Origin of the sequence: Telmatobacter sp. DSM 110680, from assembly GCF_039994875.1 — a bacterium.
GTDB lineage: Bacteria > Acidobacteriota > Terriglobia > Terriglobales > Acidobacteriaceae > Telmatobacter.
Map to the genome: position 1 here is coordinate 1,674,116 of NZ_CP121196.1, position 26,557 is coordinate 1,700,672.

20 protein-coding genes are annotated in these 26,557 nt (G+C 56.8%); 11 read left to right on the forward strand and 9 right to left on the reverse strand.

Annotated features, from left to right (window positions below; all coding sequences use genetic code 11):
• Positions 1-79 precede the first annotated feature (79 nt).
• Positions 80-592 (forward strand): hypothetical protein, encoded by a 513-nt coding sequence (locus tag P8935_RS06845; RefSeq protein WP_348264243.1) that lies wholly within the window; start codon positions 80-82, stop codon positions 590-592.
• Between the two features lie 54 nt (positions 593-646).
• On the opposite strand, the gene kdsA is transcribed toward P8935_RS06845, so the two are convergent.
• The 3 genes from kdsA to P8935_RS06860 form a co-directional block, all read right to left on the reverse strand.
• On the reverse strand, positions 647-1,465 hold the full coding sequence (kdsA, locus tag P8935_RS06850) for a 3-deoxy-8-phosphooctulonate synthase (RefSeq protein WP_348264244.1): 819 nt from the start codon (positions 1,463-1,465) through the stop codon (positions 647-649).
• Between the two features lie 55 nt (positions 1,466-1,520).
• The gene (locus tag P8935_RS06855; protein WP_348264245.1) at positions 1,521-2,078 is read right to left on the reverse strand and encodes a hypothetical protein; all 558 of its coding nucleotides are present in this window, start codon (positions 2,076-2,078) and stop codon (positions 1,521-1,523) included.
• 150 nt (positions 2,079-2,228) lie between these two features.
• Entirely contained in the window at positions 2,229-3,917 is a 1,689-nt protein-coding gene (locus tag P8935_RS06860; protein WP_348264246.1) for a CTP synthase, read from the reverse strand.
• 323 nt (positions 3,918-4,240) lie between these two features.
• Here P8935_RS06860 and P8935_RS06865 point away from each other — a divergent pair, with 323 nt between their 5' ends.
• Positions 4,241-4,942 carry a hypothetical protein gene (locus tag P8935_RS06865; protein WP_348264247.1) on the forward strand — a complete coding sequence of 234 codons (702 nt, stop codon included), beginning with the start codon at positions 4,241-4,243 and terminating at the stop codon, positions 4,940-4,942.
• Positions 4,943-5,119: 177 nt separating this feature from the next.
• Here the strand turns inward: P8935_RS06865 and P8935_RS06870 are convergent, their stop codons facing one another.
• Positions 5,120-6,103 carry an NAD(P)-dependent alcohol dehydrogenase gene (locus P8935_RS06870; RefSeq protein ID WP_348264248.1) on the reverse strand — a complete coding sequence of 328 codons (984 nt, stop codon included), beginning with the start codon at positions 6,101-6,103 and terminating at the stop codon, positions 5,120-5,122.
• Between the two features lie 167 nt (positions 6,104-6,270).
• Here P8935_RS06870 and P8935_RS06875 point away from each other — a divergent pair, with 167 nt between their 5' ends.
• Positions 6,271-7,269 (forward strand): aldo/keto reductase, encoded by a 999-nt coding sequence (locus P8935_RS06875; RefSeq protein ID WP_348264249.1) that lies wholly within the window; start codon positions 6,271-6,273, stop codon positions 7,267-7,269.
• Between the two features lie 9 nt (positions 7,270-7,278).
• On the opposite strand, the gene P8935_RS06880 is transcribed toward P8935_RS06875, so the two are convergent.
• Both P8935_RS06880 and P8935_RS06885 read right to left on the reverse strand, forming a co-directional pair.
• Positions 7,279-8,487, reverse strand: a complete 1,209-nt coding sequence (locus P8935_RS06880; protein ID WP_348264250.1) for an ATP-binding protein — start codon at positions 8,485-8,487, stop codon at positions 7,279-7,281.
• Positions 8,484-9,962 (reverse strand): ATPase domain-containing protein, encoded by a 1,479-nt coding sequence (locus P8935_RS06885; protein WP_348264251.1) that lies wholly within the window; start codon positions 9,960-9,962, stop codon positions 8,484-8,486. Before P8935_RS06885 ends, P8935_RS06880 begins: the two co-directional genes overlap by 4 nt.
• A gap of 307 nt (positions 9,963-10,269) precedes the next feature.
• On the opposite strand from P8935_RS06885, the gene P8935_RS06890 reads away from it, so the two are divergent.
• From P8935_RS06890 to P8935_RS06915, 6 genes are all read left to right on the forward strand, one after another.
• Entirely contained in the window at positions 10,270-12,357 is a 2,088-nt protein-coding gene (locus P8935_RS06890) for a S9 family peptidase (RefSeq protein ID WP_348264252.1), read from the forward strand.
• Between the two features lie 296 nt (positions 12,358-12,653).
• Positions 12,654-15,092, forward strand: coding sequence for a hypothetical protein (locus P8935_RS06895; protein WP_348264253.1), 2,439 nt, complete (start codon positions 12,654-12,656; stop codon positions 15,090-15,092).
• Positions 15,093-15,205: 113 nt separating this feature from the next.
• A complete protein-coding gene (gene ribH, locus P8935_RS06900) occupies positions 15,206-16,075 on the forward strand; it encodes a 6,7-dimethyl-8-ribityllumazine synthase (RefSeq protein ID WP_348264254.1) in 870 nt (289 codons plus the stop codon).
• Entirely contained in the window at positions 16,072-16,491 is a 420-nt protein-coding gene (gene nusB / locus P8935_RS06905; RefSeq protein ID WP_348264255.1) for a transcription antitermination factor NusB, read from the forward strand. The genes ribH and nusB overlap by 4 nt, the downstream gene beginning before the upstream one ends.
• 248 nt (positions 16,492-16,739) lie before the next feature.
• Positions 16,740-17,135 (forward strand): YtxH domain-containing protein, encoded by a 396-nt coding sequence (locus P8935_RS06910; protein ID WP_348264256.1) that lies wholly within the window; start codon positions 16,740-16,742, stop codon positions 17,133-17,135.
• Positions 17,136-17,296: 161 nt separating this feature from the next.
• A complete protein-coding gene (locus P8935_RS06915; protein ID WP_348264257.1) occupies positions 17,297-17,809 on the forward strand; it encodes a hypothetical protein in 513 nt (170 codons plus the stop codon).
• A gap of 75 nt (positions 17,810-17,884) precedes the next feature.
• On the opposite strand, the gene P8935_RS06920 is transcribed toward P8935_RS06915, so the two are convergent.
• The 3 genes from P8935_RS06920 to P8935_RS06930 all read right to left on the reverse strand — a co-directional run bounded on the left by P8935_RS06920 (position 17,885) and on the right by P8935_RS06930 (position 23,189).
• A complete protein-coding gene (locus P8935_RS06920; RefSeq protein ID WP_348264258.1) occupies positions 17,885-19,849 on the reverse strand; it encodes an alpha-L-arabinofuranosidase C-terminal domain-containing protein in 1,965 nt (654 codons plus the stop codon).
• A gap of 71 nt (positions 19,850-19,920) precedes the next feature.
• On the reverse strand, positions 19,921-21,069 hold the full coding sequence (gene mnmA, locus P8935_RS06925) for a tRNA 2-thiouridine(34) synthase MnmA (protein ID WP_348264259.1): 1,149 nt from the start codon (positions 21,067-21,069) through the stop codon (positions 19,921-19,923).
• A 926-nt stretch (positions 21,070-21,995) separates the two neighbouring features.
• Entirely contained in the window at positions 21,996-23,189 is a 1,194-nt protein-coding gene (locus tag P8935_RS06930) for a cysteine desulfurase family protein (protein ID WP_348264260.1), read from the reverse strand.
• A 112-nt stretch (positions 23,190-23,301) separates the two neighbouring features.
• On the opposite strand from P8935_RS06930, the gene mutY reads away from it, so the two are divergent.
• Both mutY and P8935_RS06940 read left to right on the forward strand, forming a co-directional pair.
• Entirely contained in the window at positions 23,302-24,393 is a 1,092-nt protein-coding gene (gene mutY, locus P8935_RS06935) for an A/G-specific adenine glycosylase (protein WP_348264261.1), read from the forward strand.
• A 50-nt stretch (positions 24,394-24,443) separates the two neighbouring features.
• The gene (locus P8935_RS06940; RefSeq protein WP_348264262.1) at positions 24,444-26,147 is read left to right on the forward strand and encodes a M28 family peptidase; all 1,704 of its coding nucleotides are present in this window, start codon (positions 24,444-24,446) and stop codon (positions 26,145-26,147) included.
• The last annotated feature ends 410 nt before the right edge of the window (positions 26,148-26,557 follow it).

Consider the following 26,557-nt stretch of genomic DNA (forward strand, 5'->3'; position numbering starts at 1 on the left):
AGCGGGCTCGCACAAAGCTCTGGGGTATAGTCACGTTCATCCGAGGTTGTTCTTATGACCTTGGAGGAGCGAGTTCTTGATGCCCGTGCTTCAAAAGCTTCTTCGCAACATGTTTGGCTATGCAGCCATTATTTCCGCCGGCGTATTCGCAACCATGGTGCCAGTACTTCTTCGGTCGCCATTCCCGCATGCCACTGCTCGCTTTAACGCAGATCCCTATGGGCTGCTGCTGATCTTCATGCGCGAGCTGATTATGCTCGCGCCGCCCTTTGTGACGATTGTCAACGCGGTTGCGTGGCTGACCTTGCGCAAAGGTTCTCGGTCCGCACGGCCCTGGGCAATCGCGGCAAGCATCTCGTTTCTTGTGCTCAGCGCTCCTTTCCTGGTCGCAGGCGTCGTCATCCTGCAGTATCACTTAACGGGATTTGTCGGATTCGCAGGAGTTCTCATTCTGTTTCTTATATTGAGCGCGGTCGGGATCGCAGGCGTGGCTGCTTTCGCAAAGCGCGACGCGATGTCGGTGTCGTGTATCAGCCGGCCAACAGTTGCGAGCAACACTAGAAGCGTTGGCACATTGGCTTCGGCCGCCTAAGAACAACAATACGGCTCCACTTTCCAAGTTCGACGCGATCGTTGAACGCGGAAGCTAAGAACCCAAAGCCGCCTTTTGAATAGCCAGCAGTTTCTCCAATAGTGGCTTGAGCAGATCCAGCCGCAACGCATTCGCGCCGTCCGACCTTGCGTGCTCTGGATCGTCGTGCACTTCCAGAAACACCCCATCCACACCCGCAGCCACCGCTGCACGCGCCAGGAGCGGAATAAACTCTGGCTGTCCACCGCTTACGCCATTGGCTGCTGAGGGCTGTTGCACGGAGTGAGTTCCGTCAAACACCACAGGCGCCATCGCACGCATCACCGGTAAAGATCGGTAGTCAACGACTAAGGTGTTGTAACCGAAGCTTGCCCCGCGTTCGGTGAGAAACACGCGCTCATTTCCTGTCGATCGCACCTTCTCGACAGGATGTTGCATATCCCACGGCGCAACAAATTGACCTTTCTTGATGTTCACAGCGCGGCCCGTTTTTCCGGCCGCAACCAGCAAGTCAGTCTGCCGGCAGAGAAACGCCGGAATCTGTAGCACGTCGACTGCCTCCGCAGCCACGTCGCAGTGCGAAGGCTCGTGCACGTCTGTCAGCGTCGGCAAACCGGTATCCTTGGCCAGCCGGCCCAGAATCTTTGTGCCTTCGACCAACCCTGGTCCGCGAAAGCTCTTCACGCTCGTTCGATTTGCCTTATCGTAGCTCGCCTTGAAGATGTACGGAACGCCGAGGTCGCTTGTGATTCGCTGGATAGCCTCCGCCATCCGGCGCACGTGCGCCTCAGACTCGATTACGCACGGACCGGCAATAAGAAACAACTGGCCCTCGCCTACATGGACAGGACCAATCTCGAAGGAGTGACTCACGATGCCGATTCTATCGCGCCATGGTGCGACAGCGTTTCTCCAGCATCTTTCTGGGCTACAGCATCCGGTTGCGGGACCACTGTGCAAGCGCCCGATCCAGCGTGTGCAGCGGCGTTGGCCCTGGAAGATCTCTTTGCGGCATCACAATTCCGCGGTCCACCAGTCGTTGGCAGAATGCCAGGTACTCTTCATAGAACTGCACATCCTGGCGAGCCTGTCCCAGCGCTTCAAGGTCCCCCATCTCCAACTCGATGTACCGCTCCGGATAAATCGCCGCAAGGATCGAGGTCGCCAGCGACATGTCCACTCCACGCAAGGCCAGCAGGGCGCTCAGTGCCTCGGCGATCGAACTCTCCGTCGTCGCGGCCACTTCCAGCGCGCGCCGGATGCTTGTGGTGCTGTTTGCAATCACGTACTGCACCAGCCGCTCAGACTTCCAGCGCACGATCGCTTCCAGGTTGGCCAGCGAGTAGTCGCCATGGCGGATCGCTTCCCCGGCCTCGAACGCCTCTTCTTCAAGGCGCCGTTCCCGGTTGGGAGCCTCTTTCCAGCATTGCTCTGCCAGTTGCTGAAGTTCTTTTTCTGAAGGCTGAAGTTCAAAGTGAGCCGTCATGCGAACCCTCCTTTGTTGAGGCGAAAACGCCTGCAAACATAGGTCCGGGTAAAAACGACTGTCAAGGGCAATCCGGCTTCGTCACATGCCTATGTGATAAGGGCCACATTCAAAGATTAAAGCTCGCGCAGTAGACATTGGTCTTTGTTTTTATGCTGAAGGGCGCTCCGAGGAGTGCCCATTCACGCTGACCGGTGTCGCGTTGGACTGCGTATCGACTCGGAAAGTGCGGTTCTTGTAACTCGCCGCTATGAACTCTCTGAACAGCGGATGCGGCTCCAACGGCTTCGACTTGAATTCTGGATGAAACTGGCAACCGATGAAGTATGGATGCTCCGGCAACTCTACAATCTCCACGTACGTTGAGTCAGGGGTCGAGCCGCTGATCTGCAATCCCCCACCCGTCAATAGCGCTTCGTACTCGCGGTTGAACTCGTAGCGGTGCCGGTGGCGCTCGCTGATCTCGGTTGCACCGTAAACGCGATGTGCCAGCGTTTCCGGCTGAATCACGCACGTCCATGCGCCAAGCCGCATCGTTCCGCCCATCTCTTCTACACCCAGCAATTCGCGCAGCTTGTAGATCACGCGATGCTGGGCAGCCGGATCGAACTCGCTGGAGTTCGCGTCTTTGAGCCCGCAAACGTTGCGTGCGTATTCGATACACGCCGTCTGCATGCCGAGGCAGATACCAAAGTACGGAACCTTCTTCTCGCGTGCATACTTGATGGCGTTGAGCATCCCTTCGATACCGCGCTTGCCGAACCCGCCGGGCACCAGAATTCCATCGAAGCCTTCGAGTTGAGCCTCGTAGCTCGTGTCCTCGGGAGTCTTTGACTCCAGCCCTTCCGCCTCAATCCATGTCACGTTCAGCTTCAAGTTATGCGCCAGCGCCCCATGGGTCAGGGCTTCTTTGAGGGATTTGTAGCTGTCTTCGTATTCCACATACTTGCCGACGATCCCGATCGAAACTTCGTCCTTGGGGTGATAGCAACGATCCACCAGATCCTTCCATTTGCTCAGGTCTGCTTCGGGCGCTTCTTTGTGCAGGTACTTCAAAATCAACGAATCCACACCCTCCTGCGCAAACCTTAACGGCACCTCGTAAATCGACGGCACGGTTGTGGCTCCAATCACCGCGCGCTCCTCCACGTTGCAAAAAGCCGCGATCTTCTGCTTCATTTCGCGACTGAGGTTGCGATCACTTCTGCACAGCAGCACATCCGCCTGGATCCCGATTCCCAGCAGCTCTTTTACCGAATGCTGTGTCGGCTTAGTCTTCAGTTCCTGCGCAGCAGCGATCCACGGTACCAACGTCAGGTGAACGAATACCGTATTCTCACGGCCCAATTCCTGCCGCATCTGGCGAATTGCCTCAAGAAATGGAAGCGACTCGATATCGCCCACCGTTCCGCCAATTTCCACGATGGTCACATCGTGGCCGTTGGCAGAAACTTTGCGCATTGCATTCTTGATCTCGTTGGTCACGTGCGGAATCACCTGCACCGTTTTGCCCAGATAGTCTCCGCGCCGTTCCTTCAGGATGATCTGCTCGTAGATTCGCCCCGTGGTCAGGTTGTTGTCGCGCGACAGCGGAGCGTGGGTGAACCGCTCGTAATGCCCCAGGTCCAGGTCAGTTTCCGCGCCGTCGTCGGTTACGAACACCTCGCCATGCTGAAACGGCGACATGGTTCCCGGATCGACGTTCAGATACGGGTCAAATTTCATCATGTTTACGCGCAGGCCTCGGCTCTCGAGTAAACAACCGATCGATGCGGCCGCAAGGCCTTTGCCCAAACTCGACACAACTCCGCCCGTTACAAAGACATACTTTGCCGACATCGATGCGACCTCGCTATTTGATTGTGGTGGTTGGATGTACCTGGTGGGCACAATCAAGTATGTCAGAAAATTACTTCTTGTAGAACCGGAAAATGGATGGCGATGTGCATCAAGCCAAACTTTTTATCCGATAAATCTAACTCTTTAAAGAGCTTTGGCTACTCATTAGAAAATTTCCCTATCCCTGGCTCGCAATGCGCGTGTGGAAAAAACGGTGATCTGCGACACCGGCTGAACGCTCCGGCGCTCTTTCGTCCTTCGCAAGCAAGTTCTCATGGCATGTATACTCCCGATGATTGTCGTTCGAAAAAAGAGGATGCTCAATGATCTCTTTTCATTGTCTTAAACGTTTCATGCTCGCGTTGGCGGCATTTCCGATGCTCACGAGTGCCGTCTCCTACGCGCAGGCGTCCGCTCCCGCAGCGAGCGCACCCGCCGCACCTCCTTGCCAGGCACTTGCCGAGTCAAGCGTTTCGCTAAACGCTACAGTTGAGGCTCAAGTTACCGGGCTGGACTCCGCACATTTGAAAGCAGACAAGGAAATCTGGTTCAAGGTTTCCCGCGGCATCATCTATCCAAGCTGCACGCTCGAGGCCGATTCGGTGGTTTATGCCCGCGTCGTGACTGCAACCTCTTCAAAGGGTTCGGGTCCGTCGGAGCTTTCGTTGCAGTTTGATCGCGCCGATTGCTCGGGCCATGAAAAGCAGAAAATCAACCTCAGGCTCATTGCCATTCTTGGCCCCCCGGGCGATTCACACAAAATGCACGTCGACATGCCCACCAAAGTCGCCGGCAAGGGGCGGCAAATCGATGATGCTGCTGCAGGAACGAATGCCCTCGACATGGATCTGAACCCGGGGGGTGCTCCCCATACGGTGCATCCAGGCATAGTGGTCGGTGCTCCCAAATTAAAGTTGGAACCGACGGCGGGACAGGGATGCAGCGACAAGATATCCAGCACGGACAACAAGGTTCAACTTGCCCCGGGATCAGAGTTTGTTCTGGCACTGACCGAGTTACGGTAAACAAGATCCGTTCTGCCGAAGAGATCATCCACCGATAAGGCTCCGGAGGCTGCCGGACTGCATTGAGCGTCATCGTTTGAAGCGTCTATTTCCCCGTGCGTTCCGTGTCTCGAGAAGAGATTGCCGAGGTTTGCCGAACCGTTCAGTCCAACTCCGCACAGCTCAGTCGCGCCGGACCTAGCTGAGTTCTGGCATAGCAATCACAACTTTCCCGCGAGCGTGTCCTTCTTCCAGATACCGGATGGCCTCTGGCAGTTCGCTCAAACCGTAGCACCGGTCAATTACAGGAATTACATCTCCGCTGGTCATGAGCTTGCGTAGGATTTCTAAATCTCCTTTGTCGCGTTTTGCCAGAATCCCAACGAGGCGCTGTCTCGTAAACCACCCCATCACAAGCTGACCGATCATGCCAGCCAGTAGATAGCTCGCCGACGTACTGGGGCTTCCTCCTCCGCAGCCGATGAACACGCCCCGGGGATTCAAGACACTTCTGAATGCCGCGATTGGCCGGTTACCCACAAGATCGAAGATCACGTCATAAGATTCTCCGCTTGATGTGAAGTCTTCGCTCGTGTAATCAACCACGCGCTCCGCACCTAGACCACGAACCAAATTCACATTTCGCGCGCTGCAGACTCCGGTGACTTTGCCACCCATCCACTTTGCAATTTGCACAGCAAACGTGCCCACTCCACCTGAAGCTCCGTTAATCAGCACCTTTTGCCCTGCCTGAAGATTGCCTTTGTTTCGGAGAGCCTGGAGTGCTGTAAGCCCTCCAATCGGAACTGCGGCCGCCCGTTCGTACGTCACATTTTGGGGCTTGATCGCCAAAGCCGACACTGGAGCGCATACATATTCCGCGAAAGACCCATCGGCTGCGCCGAAGACACTGTCGCCCTTCTTGATGTCGGAGACACCAGGGCCTGTCAAAATAACATCCCCAGCGACATCCACGCCGAGCCTGGTGCGTCTTGGCTTTCGCAGCCCTGTGAACAAACGCAGAAACCAGGGCACGCCTCTCATCAAGTGCCAGTCCAGCGGATTTAGCGCGGCAGCCCGAACTTTGATCAATACTTCATTGTCTCCAGGTGTCGGCTTTGGGACTTCTTCGAGTGTCAGCACATCCGTCGTACCGTATGCGCGATAAACGATAGCTTTCATCGGAAATACCCGCTTCGAAGTACAAGCGAAGCATAGTCCCTCGCGGGTAATACTCTGTGTGCTGCGTCACTATCGAGGGCGTTTGTCGCATTGCATCATCGCATCGGCTACGCACCTTGCCGCATCTGATCAGCAGGCTTATCATGCCCCACGAAGAGGATTCCGCCATGACTACTACATCCGCCATTCAGCCGCGTCAACTTGGCTCAACCGGCCCCGCAGTATACCCATTGGCTCTCGGATGTATGGGCATGAGCGGCATGTATGGACCTGCGGAGGAGCCGGAGTCGTTGGCCACCATCCACGCAGCTATCGATGCCGGTGTCACCCTGATCGATACCGGGGATTTTTACGGCATGGGCCACAACGAGATGCTGCTTGGCCAGGCGCTCCGCTTCTTCCGCGAAAAGGTCCTCATCTCCGTCAAGTTCGGCGCACAGCGTGGACCAGATGGGGCATGGCTCGGGTATGATGCACGTCCAGCCGCGGTCAAAACTGCGCTGGCTTATTCACTCAAGCGGCTCGGCGTTGATTACATCGATATCTACCGTCCCGCGCGTCTCGATCCCCATGTCCCGATTGAAGACACCATTGGCGCCATTGCCGACATGATCAAGGCGGGCTATGTCCGTCACATCGGACTGTCCGAGGTCGGGCCGGAAACCATTCGCCGCGCTGCCAAGATCCATCCCATTGTTGATTTGCAGATTGAGTACTCCCTCATCAGCCGTGCGCCAGAATCAAAGATCTTCCCTGTTCTCGAAGAGCTTGGCATTGCGGTCACTGCTTACGGAGTGCTTTCGCGTGGTCTGCTCTCCGGTTCTCCCAAGAACGGTCCCGGCGACATTCGAAATCGATTCCCGCGTTTTGCCGCGGAGAATCAGACGCAGAATCAGAAGCTCGTCGCGCAGTTGGCAGAGGTCGCACAAAGCAAGGGGTTAACGCCATCTCAACTCGCTATCGCGTGGGTTCTCGCTAAAAGTCCGGCTATCGTCCCGGTTATAGGGGCACGCACCCGCGCACAGCTAACGGAGAGCCTTGCAGCGCTGAACGTTACCTTTACTGCCCAGGAGATAGCTACGATTGAAGACGCTGTTCCCGCGGATTCGGTCGCCGGTACTCGCTATGATGCGCACCAGATGCAAGTGCTTGACAGCGAGAAGTGACGTTCTTTCTTACACGGTCGAGGCGGCGCGTCTTCCTGTTTGCGGAATTTTCTCGCCTCGCAGCTGACTAGGCTGCACGTCGGGCACAGCCGGCAAATAAATCGTAAACACCGTGCCGCTCGGCGTTTCGGTACGCGACCGGAAGCGCAGTTTTCCGCCATTGCGCCGCACGATGTCGCGGGTCAGCCATAACCCCAGTCCTGTTCCGCTACTGCCTTTCGTAGTGAAGAACTGCTTGAAAAGACTCTGGCGGATTTCCTTGCGAATGCCCGCCCCTGTATCGGCTATGGTCAGCCGCGCGTGTTCAACGCCATTAATCGAAACCGGGGAGACATGTATCCGCAGATTGCCGCCATCGCGCATGGCATCAACGGCATTGCCGATAAGATTGACCAGCGCCTGCCGGATTTCGCCTTCGCTGCAATAGCCGAAAGCCCGCTCCACCTTGATTCGCTCGCGAATGTGCCGCTCTCGCAACTTTCCACGGAACAGCGTTAACGCCGAGATCGCCAGTTCCGATACGTCAGTAAAGCCCGGCTTAGCCGGAGCACGATGAAAGCGCAGCGTGTGGTCCACGATCTCGCTGATCCGCTGAAGTTCCTTCGTGGCCAGTTGACCAAAAGAATGTGCCTCTTCAAGCGAGCCACTGTTCTCCACGAGAAAGAGCAGATTTCCCAGTGCCTCAAGCGGATTGTTGACTTCGTGCGCCATGGTCGCCATCATGCGCCCCGTCACAGCCAATTGTTCTGATTTGCGGAGTGCCTCATCGCTTCGAGACTGCTTGTCTGTCGCGTCTCGGACCTGAAGCTGTTTCTGGCGCGAGTTGTATGCGACTTGAATAGCACTCAGCAGCATTTCTTTGCGCACTGGGCGATCCAACAGAATCAAACTCTGGATTTCCATGCGGGCACGGCTCGCTACCATCGCATAACTTGGTTCATTCGCGCCGCTCGTGAGAAGAATGGATGGCAACTCCGACCAGACGGGCTGGGCGCGAATCACCTTTTGAAAGGCTTCAATCCCGCCGCGAAGCAGTGCTTCATCAGTCAGGATCAGTCCAAGCAGCAGCGCGCTGTCGATCGCCTCTACCTGGCGCACGTGCTGCACGCGCTCTGACCGGTAGCCCGCACGATTCAGTAGTCCGCATATCAGTTCGCCGTCGCGCCCGATTGGAGCAACAACCAGGAATCGGGGAACATTGGCGAGAGAGTCGGTCACAGTAACTGTTGTCCCCCCTTGTACTCCGGGGTTCCCGTAAGTACCCCCATGAAATTGCGCAGCGGATCTCCGATAATCAATTTTCCTGCGCTCATTTGCAGTTCGCGAATGGAGCGTTCATGGGGTCCCGACCGCCGCTTCATCACCGAAATGGCCTGCCGCACTTCGCCTGCCGCCTCAAAATAGCGCAGCAACAACACATTGTCCGCCAGGTAGCTTACGTCTGTAGGAGACGACATCGAACTCCCCAGCAATCCGTACTGCGCCAGCACCATAAACGATGCCACACCCACTTGGTTCAAGTACGACAGCAATTCATGAAGTTGTACCGTCAGCGCCTGCTCCTCGCTCATGGAATTCATCAATCCGTTAAGACTGTCGATTACCACAATGCGCCACTGCTTCTCTTCCACGCCCGCGCGAATTCGATGAATGAATTCACCCGGTGAGAGCTCCGCTGGATCTACCTGCTCCAGATGAATCATCCCGCTGTCGAGATACCGGTCAAGATCCATTCCCAGCCCGCGGCTACGCACCATGAATGACTGCCGCGTCTCGTCGAATGTGAAGATTGCGCCCTTTTCTCCTCGCTTGGCGGCGCTCAATACAAACTGGGAGCAGAGCGTCGATTTGCCGCATCCCGTCGGTCCCGCAACCAAAGTGCTTGTCCCGCGTTGCACTCCGCCGTTGAAAAGGGAATCGAGTTCCGCTACGCCGCTGGGAAGATTCTCCGGAGCAATATGCGCCCCGCGATGCTCACCCGATACCAGCCGGGGAAAAACAAGTACGCCACCCTTCACGATGATGTAGTCGTGATATCCCTCGCGGAAGCTTGATGCCCGGACCTTCAATACTTCCAGTCGCCGCCGAGTGATTCCGTAACTACGTTGCAGGACTTCGAGAGATATCACCCCGTGCGCAATCGTCTGAACCTGGCTCTCCGGATTGTCACGGAACCGCTCATCCAGCAGAAGAGTTGTGCAGTCGCGGCCTTCAAAGAACTGCTTGAGGCTTAGCACCTGGCGCCTGTAGCGCAATGAATCGCGAGCCAGCATCCGCAACTCTGACATCGAATCGATAATCACTCGTGATGGGGCGACATCTCGCACCTTCGCGAGGATTGTTTCGAGCACGTCGGCCAGTTCAACCTCTGCCGGCTGGAATACGGTGTATTGCTGCCCGGTCTCACCGGCAATCTCCGGCGGCGAGATCTTGCAAATCTCAACGTTATCCAGATTCATTCCATGCGAGGCGGCGACATGCCGCAACTCAGCCTCGCTCTCCGCGAGAGAGATATAAAGTCCCTTCTCCCCTCGCTCGGCACCCTCAATCAAAAACTGCAGTGCAAGCGTCGTCTTGCCGGCCCCCGGATTGCCTTCAATTAAATAAAGAAAGCCCTTGGCAAGCCCGCCACGAAGTATGTCGTCCAGTCCCGCTATCCCGGTGGACAGGCGAGTTTGGCTTTCGTCAATCATTTCCCGTTATCTCTCCTGATCTAGGTTCTGTCGTTTGGCCGGTGCGGCCTTTGGCAAACGCTTACATTAAAGACACTTCAATAGCTCTATGTACTTACATCTATGTAACTTCCAGGACCAAATATCTAACCCCTGCAAACAATTTCGATGCAATTGTTTGTGATGGGTTTGTATAAGCCTTCGAAGAGTTCTGCATGAGATCGCGTTACCATCGTCAGCGCCTTTAGCCTGATAGCATTTCTCCATGTTCAGGATCCCCTTTCGCAGTTGCAGAGTCGCCGTTCTTCCGCCGAGCGCCATCCTTTTCATGTCTGTGCTTACGACGGCGCCACTTTTCGCTCAAACGGAAACTGCGAAGGGCAGCCCAGACCGAGCCCATATTGAAGAGGTGGTGCGTGGGCTCAATCGCGGACGTGGATTCGGCCAGGTAGGAATCTCGCCGGACGGGAAAAAGCTGGCCTGGATTGACGGCGGTCGCGGGGGATCGGAGATTCGCGTGGCATCGCCGACGGATCTTACGAAAAGCGAACGCGTCACCGCTGCGGCGAATACCGAGCAGCATTGCCGCGAGGGAGAATTTGTGTGGGCCCCCGATTCCAAAGGCCTCGCCTTTTTTTCTGACTGCGCCAGTTCTTCCGACCATCAGATAGATCTCTATTTTTCGAGGCTCGATGGCAGCCCCGTCAAACGGCTCACGGCGCTGAAGGGACTTCCGCAGGCGCCAGCTTTTTCCCCCGACGGAAGACAGATAGCCTTCCTTTTTGTTGAAGGCGCAACACGACCGGCTGGTGCATTGGCAGCGATGAAGCCGCCCTCCGGTGTCATCGGCGAGGATGGAGTTGAGATACAGCGTGTGGCGATGGCGCATGTGAACGATGATGCGGCGGCCCCAACTCTACTGACACCCTCTACCCTTCACGTTTACGAATTTGACTGGTCTCCCGATTCGAAACGGCTGGCGTACATCGCTGCGGAGCCGCCGGGCGAGAACAACTGGTGGGTGGCAAAACTTTATACCCAGTCTCTCGGAAGTCAGCCGAACTCTATCCTTACGCCCGCCGAAGTTTCTGGTCCGCTACACGGACTGCAAATCGCCGTGCCACGGTGGTCGCCGGATGGTATGGCCATCGCGTTTATTGGCGGTCTGATGAGCGACCAGGGCTCAACCGGCGGCGATGTTTGGATCATTTCTGCGGACGGAGGCCAGCCGCGCGATCTCAGCCAGGGTCGTCCCACCTCTCCGGCATGGATCGAGTGGGGAAGCAATGATCATCTATTCGTCAGCGAACTGGCCGGTGGCAACAGTCAGCTGATTCGGTACCGACTAACCGGTGACCGCACCGGGACCGGACCGATCACTTTTGGCTCGCCCATCTTCAGCATTCCCGGCTCTGTTGGCGATGGCCGCCTCGAGATGAGCCTCTCTTCAACTGCGGATCGTTCCATGTTCGTCTTCGGAGCGAGCACCTTCGAACATCCGCGCGAAATCTATGCTGCCAAGCCCGCCACCGTGATGACATCCGGCCTCGAAGGAGTGATGCAGATCTCGCACTTCAACGATGGCGTCCAGCCGGGCTGGGGCAAATCCGAATCGCTAAGCTGGAAGAGCGACGGTTTTCGCGTCCAAGGCTGGCTGCTGCTGCCCAAGGACTACGATCCGGAAAAGAAATATCCGCTCATCGTCGAGGTCCATGGCGGCCCCGCCGCGGCGGTTACGGCGCGCTGGGGCGGCGGTGGCGGCCTCAGCTCTACTGTTTTCTCCGCGCTCGGTTATTTTGTCCTCGAGCCGAATCCCCGCGGCAGCTACGGGCAGGGCGAAGTCTTCACCCAGGCCAACCGAAAAGATTTTGGTTACGGAGACCTGCGCGACATTCTGGCCGGCGTGGACACTGTGCTCGCGAAGTATCCAGTGGATCCACAGCGGGTAGGCATTACGGGCTGGAGCTATGGCGGGTTCATGACGATGTTTGCGGTCACTCAGACCGACCGCTTCAAGGCGGCTGTTTCTGGCGCAGGCCTTTCGAACTGGCAAAGCTACTACGGAGAGAACTCGATCGATCAATGGATGATTCCGTACTTTGGCGCCTCCGTCTATGACGATCCGGCTGTTTACGCCAAAAGCTCCGCGATCAACTACATCAAGAAAGCGAAGACGCCAACATTGGTAGTTGTTGGCGATCGCGACGGCGAGTGTCCCGCGCCGCAGTCCTATGAGTTCTGGCATGCCCTGCGGGATGAACACGTCCCGACTCAACTGGTGGTGTATCCCAACGAAGGACACGGGTTTGTCAACCCCGAGCATCGACGCGATGTGATGGATCGCGCTGTCGAATGGTTCTCCAAGTACATGCCTTCGAGCCCGGCGAGCTCGCAGACCACTTCGGGTGGCCGATGACAGGCTTTTGCTCGCCAACTTGAGATCCGCGAGTCTATCAAAAGACAAAGCAATCAGCTGGGCCAGGAGGGACCTAGACCCCATCCTGCCCTGATACACTTTTCTTTGGAGCAAATCGAGCGTGTTCTGTCGACCGGCTGCATGGTGTGGACGAATGCCGAGTCCCGGTAGCCTGCGCGCCATGAGCCGGGTCCAGGCCAGCGTCGGGCACAAGGCAGGCTCGCTTTTAACCCATTTTTCTTAACGCATTCGGAGAGACCGTTCCGCGGTTCGATCAGGCGGGGCGGGGAGGATTCATGCGGCGGTATCTGACGCTCGTTTTTTTGGTCTTTCTGGCAATTCCAGCGGGGATGACTTTCACCGGTTGCTACCGCAACCCGGCGGGAAATTATTGCAATGGTCTCGGCTACGGGTTGAAGGACACGGATGTTTATGCGATCGACCTGGAGCCGAAGACAACCGGCGTGTCACTCGCATTTGGGCAGACCCGGCAGATCAATGCGCCGACCGCTACAACTTGCAAGGGTGTAACTGCAAGCGTATCCAGTTACGCGTACGCCACCACCAATAACCAGATACTAGACATCACTCCGAGCGGCAATATGTGTGCCGGTACCTGGAACCGCAACTCTGGCGGCGGCATTCCGGATTACACCATTTGCAATCCCCCCAATCCCCTTCCCAAGAGCAATGGATTGCCATATGAAACCGCGTACATTTCTGTATCTGCCAACTCGGTGACCTCCAATCCCGTGGAAGTATATGTCCATGCTCCAGTCAGTTCTGTCGCACTTGCGACTTCTGGTGTTGTCGCCGGTGCGCAGCAATGCTACTCCCAGGGCGCCAGCGCTCAACTCGACTCGGAAGCATGCTACGCATCGGGCGGTAAACAATATGAATTTTGCGCTCCTTCAACGGTTACGAACTATTCGTGTCCGGGAGGATTGGCCCCTGGCGTCACTTCTGTTCCTAGTTGTTCGAATTCAATCGGCGCGCTCACATACGCGGTAAGTACCTCAGCTATTGCGACTCTGAATAGCGCGACCAATGTAATTACCGCCGCTCAGCCGGGAACAACAGCGATTACTGCTTCCATTGCCGGTTCTGGATCCTCGGCCGGATACTTCAGCACCTGCCCGCCCAAGTCCATATCAGTCACCCTGAATGGTGCCACTAGCGGGACTGTGACGCAGGGAATTACGCAGAACCTCCAAACCACGGTGCTGGATACGAATGGCCAGCCGATCACTGGTTTAACTCTCGATTACGAGTCCACCAACCAGTTGGATATCAACGTTGGCGGTTCTGGATCCGTCGTTCCGTCGTTTCCCGGTGAGGCATCGGTCTATGCCATTTGCCAGCCATCCACGTGTAATCCTTCGCCGATCAACCAGGTGGGATTGTTCGGGACAGGATTGTCGATTTCAAGCAATGCGGTGGCCATCACAACACCAGGATCAGCGAGCTCCCGCGCGTGGTTTTCGTCGCCCGGCCTTTCCCAGTATTTTGTGCCCTACGATCTGGTCGGGAATCAGCTAGGTTCTACGATTCGTCTGCCGTATGTCCCAAACTCTATGGTGATGGATCAGCTCGGAACTACGCTCTACTTCGGATCTTCCCACGCTCTGATGACGTTTAACCTCGCGAGCGACGCGATGACGGGAACGCCCAACACCTCGGTGCCAGGTGTCGTGCTCGCCGTTGCTCCGAATGGCAGCCAGGTTCTGATTAACGATCAGGTCCGACGGGTTCTGTACATTTACAACTCTTCCGGTTCCGTTGCCGCGAATTTTACGGGCATGGCCAGTTCGGCTGCCTGGACCCCGGACTCGAAGACTCTCTACATCGCCGATAGCGTATCGGCCGGTGCGGGTCACTCCGATACGCTGTATGTCTTCAACGCCAACACTGGCTTTACGAGCTACGATCTGACCGCATCAGGTGGAGCAACAAACCTTGCACTAACCGTCCCAAGTGTGGGCGCTTATCTCAGCGGCAACCCCACGGTTGCGCATACCTGGTGTCCGTCTGGCACAGCCAGCAATTACAGCAACATCGTGTTCTACCCCCAGGGAGACTCGGTGCCTGATAAGACCGACACGCTGGCTGCAACCGCCGACGGACAACACATGCTCGGAGCGGCCATTGCCGGCGGCGGAGTGGAGATATCTGACATCTCCGTGTCCATTCCTTTCACCCCAAGCAACGGGAAAGCAACGGGTGGAACCACCAACCTGATTAATCTCCCAAAAGCTTGTCCACAGTCCGGTCAGACCATGGAGCCACTCATAATTGACCATCCCTATCCGACCACCCAGCAGGCGGTCAGCGGAATCAACGCGACGGCAGTCAACCAGATTGTCACTTCACGGGCGTCGAATCTGGCGTTCCTGACCTATACGGGTTCGACGCCCGGCGCAAAACTTCCCTACTACATGACCTCTTCGAACGGAGCGCCGGGCACCGTGAACTACGTCGCCTTTACGGGTGGTTCCGCTGTGACTGCTCCCCTTACCGGAGCCTTCAGCCTCGACAACACGCTCTTTTTCGTTTCGACGGCCGGCGACAATCTGATCCACTTCATCAATACAACCACGCTTCAAGATACGCAGCAGATCAATCCCAAGTTGCCTGCGTGCACGCCTGGAACTGACCCGGATTGCCTCATTACTTCGCCGTCAACTGGCAGCGTCCCGACAACCGCGATTGCTGTTAAGCCGCGCGCGACCACCTAGCTTTGAGCGGAACGATCATCCAAGGCCGGCTTTCTGCCGGCCTTTTTCCTGCCTCCGATTCCGACACCCCGGCAATGGAAAAACGGGCCGCTGCCGCACGATAGAATCAAAGCATGATCAAGGGAATTTCCATCCTTCGACCGGCCGCAGACGCAGCTGTATACGAGCGTTTGACGGGCTTCTTCGAAGCGATGGGATTCGCAAGAGGTTCAGGATGGAAAGAGGCCTCCAGCACAGGCGCTTCGTTTCTCGCCCCACTGGCGAACCTTGAATTCGTACATGGTCGGTTTCCTTCGGTCGCCGATTTAATGGTGGAAGTGACGTCGCTCGATTCCGCACATCAGGCCGCCGAAAGGTGGCTGAAGACTAGCGGCGGTAATACTGAGCTTGCGCCCTTATCCCCGATTTTCGAATCGGATTGGAAGTCACGCCTCTTCACCGTTCAGCCTGAGCCAGGTTTCGCCTTCACATTTTGGGCGTGGGCAGATCCCACCAAAGGAAAGCCCCTTGCAATTGAAGGCGATCTATCTGCGGAAGGAATGAAGTTCGCCATTGTGGTCGCCCGCTGGAATGCCGTCATCACGGACCGGCTGCTCGACGGCGCTGTTGACGCTTTGATGCGCAGTGGCGCAAAACGGCCCGACATCAAAGTAGTCCGCGTGCCCGGTGCATGGGAAATTCCCGCCGCCGCCCGCACAATTGCCGAGCAGCACAAGGTTGATGCGATTGTGACCCTCGGCTGCCTCCTTCGTGGCGAAACCGCCCATTACGAGGCCATCTACAACGAGGTATCGCGCGGCATCGGTCAGTCGCAGCAGGAGACAGGTGTGCCCCACGGCTTCGGAGTTCTCACCTGCGAAAATCTTGAGCAGGCACTCAATCGCGCCGGCATCAAGGCGGGAAACAAAGGCTTTGAAGCAGCGGTCGCAGCGATTGAAATGGTGAGTCTGAGGCGAAAACTCTTGGAAGGCGGAAACGCTTGAGCGCCGGTACTCGCCGCAAATCCCGCGAACTTGCCATGCAGATGCTATTCCAGGCAGACCTAGGCAAGCAGACCCCCGACCAGGTACGCGCCACCTTCTGGAAATCAGTCGACGACGTCGAACCAGAAGTCCGCGGCTTTGCCGAAGATCTCTTTAACTCATCGCTTGCTCATCAGGAGAAGATTGACGAGCTTCTCGTCGCAAACTCCCGCCATTGGCGGCTGGAACGGATGCCGGCTGTTGATCGCAATCTATTGCGGATGGCTGTCGGCGAAATGCTGGCATTCAAGTCCACACCGTTTCCCATCGTCATCAACGAGGCATTGGAAATCGCCAGGCGCTACTCCGCACCAGAATCGATCAACTTCCTCAATGGGATTCTCGACGCCATCGCACGTGGCCTATTGCCAAAGTAGATTGCGCGTCCCCGCAATCGAGCGTCGGCACGATTCGAAAGACGTATCGCCAGACTTTGCAACTGATTCCACAACCACGGCGTCCAATGCCAAGAGAACTGAAGAGAGCGGTTTTCTTTGGGGATCGGTCTGTTTCTACATCCCGCGGTGTGCACTGCAAATTCTGCGCACCGCGGCATTTGCGGCGTAACATGGTGTTTTGATAGGCTCAGGCTTCTTGAATACTGGGCAGAAGGAGATATAGGTTTATGAGCGAAGATTCTAGCAATGGTCAAGGAGTAGCGTGGTTTCTGGCTGGACTGGGCGTTGGAGCACTGATCGGCGTTTTGTACGCTCCTAAGAGCGGGCGCGAAACCCGCGAAGACCTCGCACAGGGCGCACGAGAGGGAACTGAGTATCTGCGTGCACGCAGCCGTCAAGCCGCCGAGCAGGTCGGTCAAATCGTCGACAAGGGCAAGGAACAGGTCAACCAGTATGTAGGGCGAGGACGCGAAGTTGTGGATCGCGGTCGTGCGCAGTGGGAAGACTTTGTTGAGCGCGGCAAAAATCTGGTCAACGACCAGACCAGCCGCGTGGGTGCTGCCGTTGACGCGGGCCGCGAAGCATATCAGGCGAATGCCAAGCCTACCGAGCCTACAGCGTGATTGTGGAAGAGAGCCTGAGGTTGATTTCAGGCTCTCTTAATTTCCTGCAATTGGGCCGCCAGTCGAGTGATTTGAATCGGCACATCGGCTCACTTACCGGCGTTCTCTCACAGGGACGCTGCACGAGTTCCATCAAGCGTTAGGATCGCGTCGGTGCCCCAATGAACAATGAAACACTCCTCGTAATTTTCGTTGCCCTTACCGGTGTCGCGCTGCTCGTCCAGGCGATCGTAATGCTGGTTGCTTTCCTGACCATACGCAAGACCGTCGTTTCGCTGCAATCAGACGTCCACGAATTGCGCGCGTCTGCGATGCCGGTTATCGAAAAGTCGCGTGACACGCTTGAGAAGCTTGCCCCGAAGATCGAATCCGTATCGACTGACATTACCGAAGTCGTCCGCACTCTTCGAGAGCAGACACAGCAGTTCCAGATGGTAGCCGGCGACGTTCTCGATCGTGTACATCGCCAGACTAGCCGCGTCGACAACATGTTTACCGGAGTGGTAGACAGTGTAGAGCACGCCAGCAATGTGGTTGCTGATACGGTAAGTAGACCCGTCCGCCAGGTGTCGGCATTTCTCGCCGGAGCCAAAGCTTTCCTGGGCGTTATCGCAACCGGCCGCAGGCCCGGTGTGCGCGTCGAAGCCACTGCCGATGAAGACATGTTCGTCTAGGCAGCAATTTCGCTTCTGCAAAAGATCCAAGGCCGGAGTTCATTTCGAATTCCGGCCTTTGTGTTTGCGCGAGAGCTACTGAAGATCAATCTGCAGTACTTGGATCGAATACGGCGGCAGGGTCACCATCAACTTACTGTTCACGTTGTGCAGCGTCGATTCCACGGGCACCAGCCGTGTGGGATCTTCGATGCTGTTTGTGGTTTGCGTATCCGGCGCACTCAGGCGAACCATCCTGGCGCTCGCCGCAACATGAACTCCGGGCATCGCTAGCTCAAGTGGCTGAGCGTCCGACGATGCATTCACGAGTTTCAGGTAAATCTGCTTCTTTGCTGTGTTCAGCGTCGCGGAGTAAAAGAGTTTCTCGCCGCCGTTCTCCAATCTTGATGCGACCGTGTGATCCCCCAAGTAGGAAGCGAACATCACCTGTGCGTAATATGCAGGCGAGCCGTAGCTCTTCATCGCGTTGTAGCCGATGAGGTCTGTTTCCCATTGCATTCCGCCTGGGTTCACGTTCACCAGCATTGGCGCGTACGCGGCCATCACAACCAGATCGCTATTGCGCTCGAGCCCAGTCATCCACGCGGCGTCACCTAACGCTGCGCCCATATTCGGTGTCGGCGATCCTTCGCGCGTAGCCCATTCGCCAACGAAGATCTTCGGCCCGTTGCGGTCGGCCCTGTCAAAGTGGCCCGAGTCCCACTTTTGCATTGAAGACGAGTTGCCGTCAGGTGTGTCGTAGTGGGCTGCGTCGTGGAAGTTCTGTGTGGCGCGTACGTAATAGTGTTCGTCGATCACGTCAGGCTTCACGCTTTTCACAGGTGCGGTTGCGATCAATTGCAGGTCTGGATACTTCGCCTTGATCGCTTTGTAAAACTGCGTGTAGCGCTCATCGTAGCTGCCGGAGCGGTCAAACCAATCTTCATTGCCGATTTCGACGTAGCTAAGCTTGAACGGAGCAGGATGCCCATCCTTCGCGCGCTCGGCTCCCCACTTTGTGTCCGGTCCGCCACTGACGTACTCAATTTCATCCAGCGCGTCCTGTACGTAAGGTTCGAGATCGGCACCGGGATTCACGTGCTCCTGCGACAGTGAATATCCGGCGTACACCGCAAGAAGCGGCTGCATATGCAGGTCTTCGCACCAGCCAAGAAACTCCAGCAGTCCCATGCCATCGGAGGATTGATAATTCCATGGACTGCGATGTGTCGGCCTGTCCACCAGCGGACCGATCGTCTTTTTCCACTCGAACCGCTCCTTGATGTGATCGCCTTCAAGGTAGTTGCCGCCCGGCATACGGAGAAAAGCGGGATGCATCGCCGCCATCTTTTCCATCAGGTCTTTGCGGAACCCATTTGTGCGATCGTGATATGTCGGAGGAAACAGCGATACCAGTTGCAGCCACAGTGTTCCAGCACGACCTGCCGAAATCACCAGATGATTCGACGCTGACGCTTCAATTTCGCCCGTCTTCAGCGCAAAGGTATGTTGCTTCCAGTCAGTGCCGATTCCGTCTACGGTCGCAGAGGCAACAGCTTTGCCGGTGTTGTCATTGACGAGACTCACCGTGATGGGGCCAATATCCGTCGAACCCGCTTTCGCGTAGAAAGAGCCCTTGTATATCGTGTTGCGGTGCAGCGCCATTCCCCACCAGCCTACGTTCAGCACGCCGGCCTGGTTCTTCGCGTCGGCTTGCTCGATGTTGACCTTCAGGCTCTTGGGCAGCGCAGAGCTTGGGCCAGTGGATTCGTCCACCTCGATCTTCGCTCGCGCGTTTCCGTCTTCTACGAGATACCAGTAGAGGATGCCGCTCCAGTCGCCTCGAAAGGTCCGGTTACGCACCATCTCCGCATACAGGCCGCCGTCGTAGGAGTAGTTGATCTCCTCCGTCATCAGTCCGTAGAGCGTGGGGCTCACCGTTGAAGTTGGCTGGTCGGGATGAATCGTCAGCGTAGCAGGTGCGTTTTGACCAGAAGCAACAACGGTGGACACTGCGATAGCCACAATCGCAAGCAGACGAGCAAACGTTTTCTCAGGCATCAATAATTCTCTCCGAAAAGAATGCGGAGACAGTATAACGTGTGCATCTTGCTGACGATGGCTGCAGGGATTTAGACGATCCAGCCGCCGCCTACAACCTCGTCGCCGTCGTAAAACACGGCCGACTGACCTGGCGTCACTGCACGCTGCGGCTCGTCAAATGTTGCGAGCACTTCTGCGCAGGACGAGTCCGAGTTTGGTCCTGCTCCTGAAACAGGCTCCAACGTGGCCCAGGCCGGCTCATGCCGATGCCGGATCTTCGCCTTCACCCGCATCGGAGCTGACAGCTCCGGAATGCTGATCCAGTTCAGCCGGTTTGCTCGCAGCGTCACCGTCGCAAGCTCCGCATCGGCACCCACCGTCACGCGATGGCTGGCCGGATCGATATTCAACACGTAAAGCGGCGAAGGCGACGACACCTTCAGTCCCTTGCGCTGCCCGACGGTGAAGTTCGAGATGCCTTCGTGCTGCCCAAGCACCTCGCCGCTCGATGCGACCAGTTCACCGGCTGTGTCGGGCATCGCCTCGCCCTGCTCTTCGAGATAGGCCGCGAGAAAATTCTGATACGAGCCGCCGGGTATGAAGCAGATCTCCTGCGAGTCCGGCTTCTCGGCTAGCGTCAGGCCCTTCTGCCGAGCCACTTCACGAACCTCGGGCTTGGTCATATGCCCCAGAGGGAAAAGCGTGTGCGCAAGCTGCGCCTGCGTGAGACCGAAGAGAAAGTACGTCTGATCTTTGGCGAGGTCAGCAGGCCGCTTCAGAATCCAGCGCTTTCGCTCCGGCTCGTACTCGTTGACTGCGTAGTGTCCCGTAGCAATCGAGTCGGCGCCGATCGAGCGCGCTGTCTTCAGCAACTGATCAAACTTGAGATGGTTGTTGCACAACGAGCAGGGAATCGGAGTCCGTCCTGCCAGGTATTCCGAAACAAACGGCCGCACCACGTCCTGCTCGAACCGCTCTTCCTGATTTACCACGTAATACGGAATTCCAAGGTGCTCAGCGACGCGTCGCGCGTCGTATACGTCATCAAGGGAACAGCAGCGTCCGGCCTTCGGCGCATCCGGAATTCCATGCTTTCCGGCCAGCCGGGTCTGATCCCACAGCTGCAGGGTCAGGCCGACGACGTTTGTATCCTGGTCCAATCGGGCGAGAATCGCCGCCACGGTAGAAGAGTCAACTCCTCCGGACATGGCAACGGCGATGGTGCGATTTTGGGGCATGGGAAGACTTACACGTCTATTTTCGCATCAATTCCCAAACGCGATGCGAATTGGCACGAGCGCTCTTTCCAGCCATCCATCAAAGCTTTGAGCGCGTGCAACCGCTTGGTTGCACTGCACCCCTCCCCCCATACCTTGCAGAGACGTTCGGCAGATTCATAGACTTACGCCCAATGAGTCCCGCTAAAATCCTCTTTTCATTGGACTTGGGCCGCAAAATCCTCTGTTGATAGGACTTATGGGTGAATAGGGGCGAAGCATAACGGTTCAGACGCCGATCAGAAATCGCGACAACTCATAATCGATTCCAGTATGCGCCGAAACATGCAAACGACCTGCAAACTCTCGCTCGATACTCTTTCTCTGTTTTCAGAGATTTGCGTGCATGAGAGCCCGGTCGGGATTGACACCTCCCGGGCTTACCTTTTGTGCTTGCTGTTATGCCAATCTTGGGACGATTGGGAAATTTTTATACGGTCTAACTTTTTTATACCTTTCCAGAAGGCTTGGATCGCAACCGTGACTCTGTTCTTCCGACTTCAAAACAGTTTGCGATCTGGCAGTTGCAACCGTGGTGAAGCACTCACGGCAGATGGAATCTATTGTGCCGTCATCATTTAGGCGATGCAGAAACTTTAATGTATAAGCTTGAGACATGGGATTTACTCCCTCCGTACGGACCCAACAAGGCCGATTTAATTCATCTATTGGGAGAATTCTTAGCAATCGGCGTTCCCAATTGAACCGGGAAGCGGTTTGGCTGACACTTTGGAGCGGTTAAAGTGGTCCGGGCAGCAAAGCCATCGGCCGTCTTGGGTCCGAAAGATCGTGCCTTTTTAAACGCGCAAACGGAGATTTGAAACCCATGCTCTGGGTTTGATTGACGGTCAGCGCATGATGATGACGAGTAAAAACTGAAATTGCGGTTAGCTCAGGGTTCCTGCAGCCACAGGCGACAGTGTTCTCAACTGCTGCACAGCTTCCGGCACCACCTGGAGCACGCGATCAATCTGCGCCTCAGTCACCGTCTTCAGGAGGCTGAACCGCAAGCTAGCCCGCGCTCGCGCCTTATCCAGGCCCATGGCCATCAGCACATGGCTCGGTTCTGTTGCTCCGGAGTGGCAGGCGGACCCGCCGGAAACCGCAATGCCCTTCAGATCCAAGCCGATGAAGAGTGCTTCGCCTTCAAGGTTGTCGAACCAGATGTTCGTCGTATTGGCAGCGCGGGGAGCTGGTTTTCCGTTCGGCATCACTCCGTTCAGCCCGGTGCCGGGCAGTGCGAGGATTCCTGCTTCCAGTTTGTCCCGCAGCCCGGCCAGCCGCGCGATAGTTCCGTCTTCGATGCTGTGCATCGCCAGTTCCACAGCCTTGGCCAGTCCCACGATCCCTGGAACGTTTTCAGTCCCGGCTCGACGGCGGCGTTCGTGGCTTCCGCCGACGATCAATGACTCTACGGGAGTTCCGCGGCGCACGAACATCGCGCCAACGCCCTTGGGCCCGTGGACCTTGTGTCCGCTGATCGAGAGCAGATGGCAGCCAAACTGGCGCACATCAAACTTGACCTTGCCGGCGCCTTGAACCGCGTCGATATGGAAGAAGCAACCAGTATCCGCAGCAATCTTGCCGATTTCGGAAACTGGTTGCAACACTCCAGTCTCGTTGTTGGCCAGCATCACGCTGATCAGCCGGGTCTCCGGCCGGATCGCGCGCAGGATATCAGTGGGATCAATCAACCCGCTGGGCTGCGGAGCAACATACGTGGTCTGAACCCCGAAATGCTCCAACTTCTTCGCTGCCTGCAGGATAGCTGAGTGCTCGATCGACGTTGTAATGAGGTGATCGCCGGGATGTAGCAAGCCGAACAGGGCAGTGTTATCGCCCTCGGTGCCACCCGAGTTGAACACTACCTCAGCCTCGTGGCAGTTGAAGAACTCCGCCAGAGTCTCGCGTGCCCGATCCAGACCTGTTCGTGCCTGCTGGCCATCCAGATGGATCGACGAGGCGTTACCAAACTGCTCAATCCAATAGGGCCGCATCGCGTCGACCACCTCCGGCAGAAGGGGAGTGGTGGCGTTGGCATCCATATAGACCCGGGTGCCCGGTGCGTTTCCTGTAGACATGTGCAGAGCCTCTCTTTGCGAGGTTATCACAGGGAGAAATTCAAACGTGAGACACTTCACCGGGTCAGAATTCAGGCATCTTGTGTGCGCCTGGATGCCGTAATCTGACCCCATGCTTCGTCGTCTTGGCCCTGAAGTTCTGGTTCGTATGCGCCGCGAGCTTTTGGGCTGGTACGAGCGAAACAAGCGCGACCTTCCCTGGCGCCGCACGCAGGATCCTTATGCCATCTGGGTCTCGGAGGTCATGCTGCAGCAGACGCGCGTCGCCGTGGTGATTGATCGTTGGAAAGAGTTTCTCGAACGCTTTCCCACCGTTGAGGTGCTGGCTGCGGCGGGTGAGCAGGAGGTCCTCGCCCTGTGGAGCGGCCTTGGCTACTATCGGCGCGCCCGCATGCTGCACAAAGCCGCACAGGCTGTAGTCGCGGAACACGGCGGAATCATGCCTGTCACCGCCGAAGAATTGAAAAAACTTTCCGGCATCGGGTCCTACACCGCCGCTGCCATCGCCAGCATCGCGCACAACGAACATGTTGCGGTTGTGGATGGCAACGTCGAGCGTGTGCTGAGTCGCATTCGCGGATGGGAGTCGCACGATGCTGTCGGCGAAGCTGCGGTCCGGCGCAAGGTAGAAGAATTCTCGGCATCGCTCGTTGATCCGCGCCGCCCCGGCGACTTCAATCAGGCGATCATGGAACTGGGCGCAACGGTATGCACGCCGCGCAATCCGCAATGCCTCGTATGCCCCTGGGCCTCGGAATGCCGAACGCTCGGCGAACACAAAACTCCCAGGCGTGCTGCCATGACCAATCGCGAGATTGCGTGCGCGCTCGTTCTTCGCGAAGCTGACGCAGGTACAGAAGTTCTGCTCGAACAGCGCGCCGCAGACAACACTGTAATGCCGGGCATGTGGGAACTACCCGCGCTCGAAGTCGAAAAGGTAACCGCTGCTGGGGAAGTAATGACCGTGCGCCATGCAATCATGCAGGTCAATTACACTGTGCGGGTTCACCCTGTCACGGCCCGCGACGCTTCCTCTACCGGATTGAAGGGAACTCCGATGCGCTGGTTCTCGATCGACAAGGCATCGACGATGGCGCTTACTGGTCTTGCGCGCAAGGTGCTTACACGTGCTGGGCTGTTGAGAACCGAAGCGCGAAGTACGCGGGCTAGGTTTGCTTCGCCACCGATCACGGAATTAGTCTGAAGCTTTACAACTGCAATGTCTTGCAGTTTGCATTCTCCAGCGGAGAGTTCATGCACATCGCAAAATCTTCCTGTCTCCCGGCCTTGAGCCTCATTCTGGCTAGCTTCACGTTTGCGCAACAGCATACGTCCGATGCGAATGTTCCCGTCGTTGCCGGGTTGCCGCCAGCCGCTCGCGCTTCCGCCTCCTCCATTGATCCGGAGAAGATTCGCGCTCACGTGCGCTTTCTTTCTCTGGATTTGCTCGAGGGCCGCGGCCCCGGTACGCGCGGTGCTGAGCTTGCCGCTGAATACATCGCCACGCAATTCGCGCTCGATGGCCTTGAGCCTGCGGGCGACAAAGGAACGTACTTTCAACAAGTGCCGCTCGTGGCCGTGCACACCATTGAAGACAAAACCAAATTCGCATTTGTGCCTGCCAGCAGTGCGCCCGTCGAACTTACTTACGGCAGCCAAATCGTTTCGAAAGATGAAACCGGCCAGTCCTCCGCCGACTTCGACGCACCGATTGTATTTGTTGGCTACGGCATATACGCACCCGAATACAACTGGGACGATTACGCGGGCGTCGATGTCAAAGGCAAGATCGCGTTGGTGATTGTCAACGAGCCACCCTCCGACGACGAGAAATTCTTCAAGGGCAAGACCATGACCTACTACGGTCGGTGGACCTATAAGTACGAGGAGGCCTCACGGCGCGGCGCAGTCGGGGTGCTCATCATCCACAGGACAGATTTGGCCAGTTACGGCTGGCAGGTGGTGCAGAACTCGCAAGCCATCGAGAAGAGCTACCTGGCGGGCGATCCACTTAACACCTTGCGCGCCGCCGCATGGATCCAGCACGATGTGGCGCAACGACTTCTTACACTCGCGGGCCTGGGCGATCTGGACCAAGCGATCGAGGCGGCAGGCAAGCGCGGATTCCACGCACAGGAGCTGAATGTTCGCCTCAAGGCACACATCGAGAGCCGCGTACGCAAATACAACTCGACCAATGTAGTTGCTCGTGTGCCCGGTGTTGCCGCGGGACCAGCGAACGCAGTTCTGTATACCGCTCACTATGATCATCTCGGCATTGATCCAGACGCGAAAGGCGATGGCATCTACAACGGCGCGGCCGACAATGGCACGGGCTGCGGCATTCTTCTCGAATTAGCACGTGCCTACGCGCGATCATCTCAGCGCCCACCGCATGCGATGTATTTTTCGGCTGTCACAGCAGAAGAGCAGGGCCTGCTTGGCTCGCAGTATCTTGGCGAGCATACCCCGGTTCCCGCGCGCGATATCACCCTCGATCTGAATTACGACATGTTGCTTCCCATCGGCGTTCCGCTTTCCGCGAGCCTTGGCGGCGCCGAACGCATCAATTTTTGGCCCACTATTCAGACAGTGGCGAAGGACTTCGACTTGAAGTTGTTGCCCGATCCCGATCCGTCAGCGGGGCACTACTACCGGTCAGATCACTTTTCACTGGCACGCGCCGGCATTCCTGCGTTCTCCATCGATCAGGGACGTTTGTTCGAGGGCCACGATGAGGCCTGGGGTCGCTCGCAGTTCGCCGACTTCGTGGCGCATCACTACCATCAGCCCTCCGACGAATACCAGGCAGGATGGGATTTTCGCGGCGACGCCAAAATGGCGCAGTTCGGTTTTGTACTCGGATGGCTGGCGAGTGAACAGGCGAAGCCCGTCGAATGGCAATCGGGCGATGAGTTCGAATCCGCCCGCAAAGCAAGTGAAAAAGGCAGGGAATAGGGATCAGGGAGTAGGGAATAACAAACAAAATCCGGCAAGGGTGCGATCGATCTGTCGATGAGGGAGCTCCGCTCTTCTCAAAGCGGCAGCAAATCAGGGGAGAGGATGTTCGTTACCCCTTTCCCTGCTCCCCAATACCTGCTCTTCAGTAGTAATCCGCGCAGCTGAGGTAATAGCCGCAGTGCGTGCACACCAGCTTGCATTTGTGTCCCGTAAGGCGGTGGGAGCACGTTGGACAGATCTGACAATGGTGGTCAACGGGCGATTCCTCGAGGGATTCCTCGATCGGCGAGCAAGCCACACCACTTTGTGAGAAATTTGACGCAAAATCGCCATCAAAAACGCGCGGTCTGTTGGGGAGCATGGGTGAGAGATTAGCATAGGAATGTGGGCGCGGTTCAGGCCGCATC

Excerpts from the sequence above, each read along its gene's own strand:
- P8935_RS06920 (WP_348264258.1), bottom strand. The coding sequence starts at position 19,849 with ATGCCTGAGAAAACGTTTGCTCGTCTGCTTGCGATTGTGGCTATCGCA.
- ribH (WP_348264254.1), top strand. The coding sequence starts at position 15,206 with ATGATCAAGGGAATTTCCATCCTTCGACCGGCCGCAGACGCAGCTGTA.
- P8935_RS06915 (WP_348264257.1), top strand. The coding sequence starts at position 17,297 with ATGAACAATGAAACACTCCTCGTAATTTTCGTTGCCCTTACCGGTGTC.
- P8935_RS06940 (WP_348264262.1), top strand. The coding sequence starts at position 24,444 with ATGCACATCGCAAAATCTTCCTGTCTCCCGGCCTTGAGCCTCATTCTG.
- P8935_RS06870 (WP_348264248.1), bottom strand. The coding sequence starts at position 6,103 with ATGAAAGCTATCGTTTATCGCGCATACGGTACGACGGATGTGCTGACA.
- mutY (WP_348264261.1), top strand. The coding sequence starts at position 23,302 with ATGCTTCGTCGTCTTGGCCCTGAAGTTCTGGTTCGTATGCGCCGCGAG.
- P8935_RS06895 (WP_348264253.1), top strand. The coding sequence starts at position 12,654 with ATGCGGCGGTATCTGACGCTCGTTTTTTTGGTCTTTCTGGCAATTCCA.
- P8935_RS06890 (WP_348264252.1), top strand. The coding sequence starts at position 10,270 with ATGTCTGTGCTTACGACGGCGCCACTTTTCGCTCAAACGGAAACTGCG.
- P8935_RS06885 (WP_348264251.1), bottom strand. The coding sequence starts at position 9,962 with ATGATTGACGAAAGCCAAACTCGCCTGTCCACCGGGATAGCGGGACTG.
- P8935_RS06930 (WP_348264260.1), bottom strand. The coding sequence starts at position 23,189 with ATGTCTACAGGAAACGCACCGGGCACCCGGGTCTATATGGATGCCAAC.
- P8935_RS06845 (WP_348264243.1), top strand. The coding sequence starts at position 80 with ATGCCCGTGCTTCAAAAGCTTCTTCGCAACATGTTTGGCTATGCAGCC.
- P8935_RS06865 (WP_348264247.1), top strand. The coding sequence starts at position 4,241 with ATGATCTCTTTTCATTGTCTTAAACGTTTCATGCTCGCGTTGGCGGCA.
- P8935_RS06875 (WP_348264249.1), top strand. The coding sequence starts at position 6,271 with ATGACTACTACATCCGCCATTCAGCCGCGTCAACTTGGCTCAACCGGC.
- P8935_RS06860 (WP_348264246.1), bottom strand. The coding sequence starts at position 3,917 with ATGTCGGCAAAGTATGTCTTTGTAACGGGCGGAGTTGTGTCGAGTTTG.
- mnmA (WP_348264259.1), bottom strand. The coding sequence starts at position 21,069 with ATGCCCCAAAATCGCACCATCGCCGTTGCCATGTCCGGAGGAGTTGAC.
- P8935_RS06910 (WP_348264256.1), top strand. The coding sequence starts at position 16,740 with ATGAGCGAAGATTCTAGCAATGGTCAAGGAGTAGCGTGGTTTCTGGCT.
- P8935_RS06855 (WP_348264245.1), bottom strand. The coding sequence starts at position 2,078 with ATGACGGCTCACTTTGAACTTCAGCCTTCAGAAAAAGAACTTCAGCAA.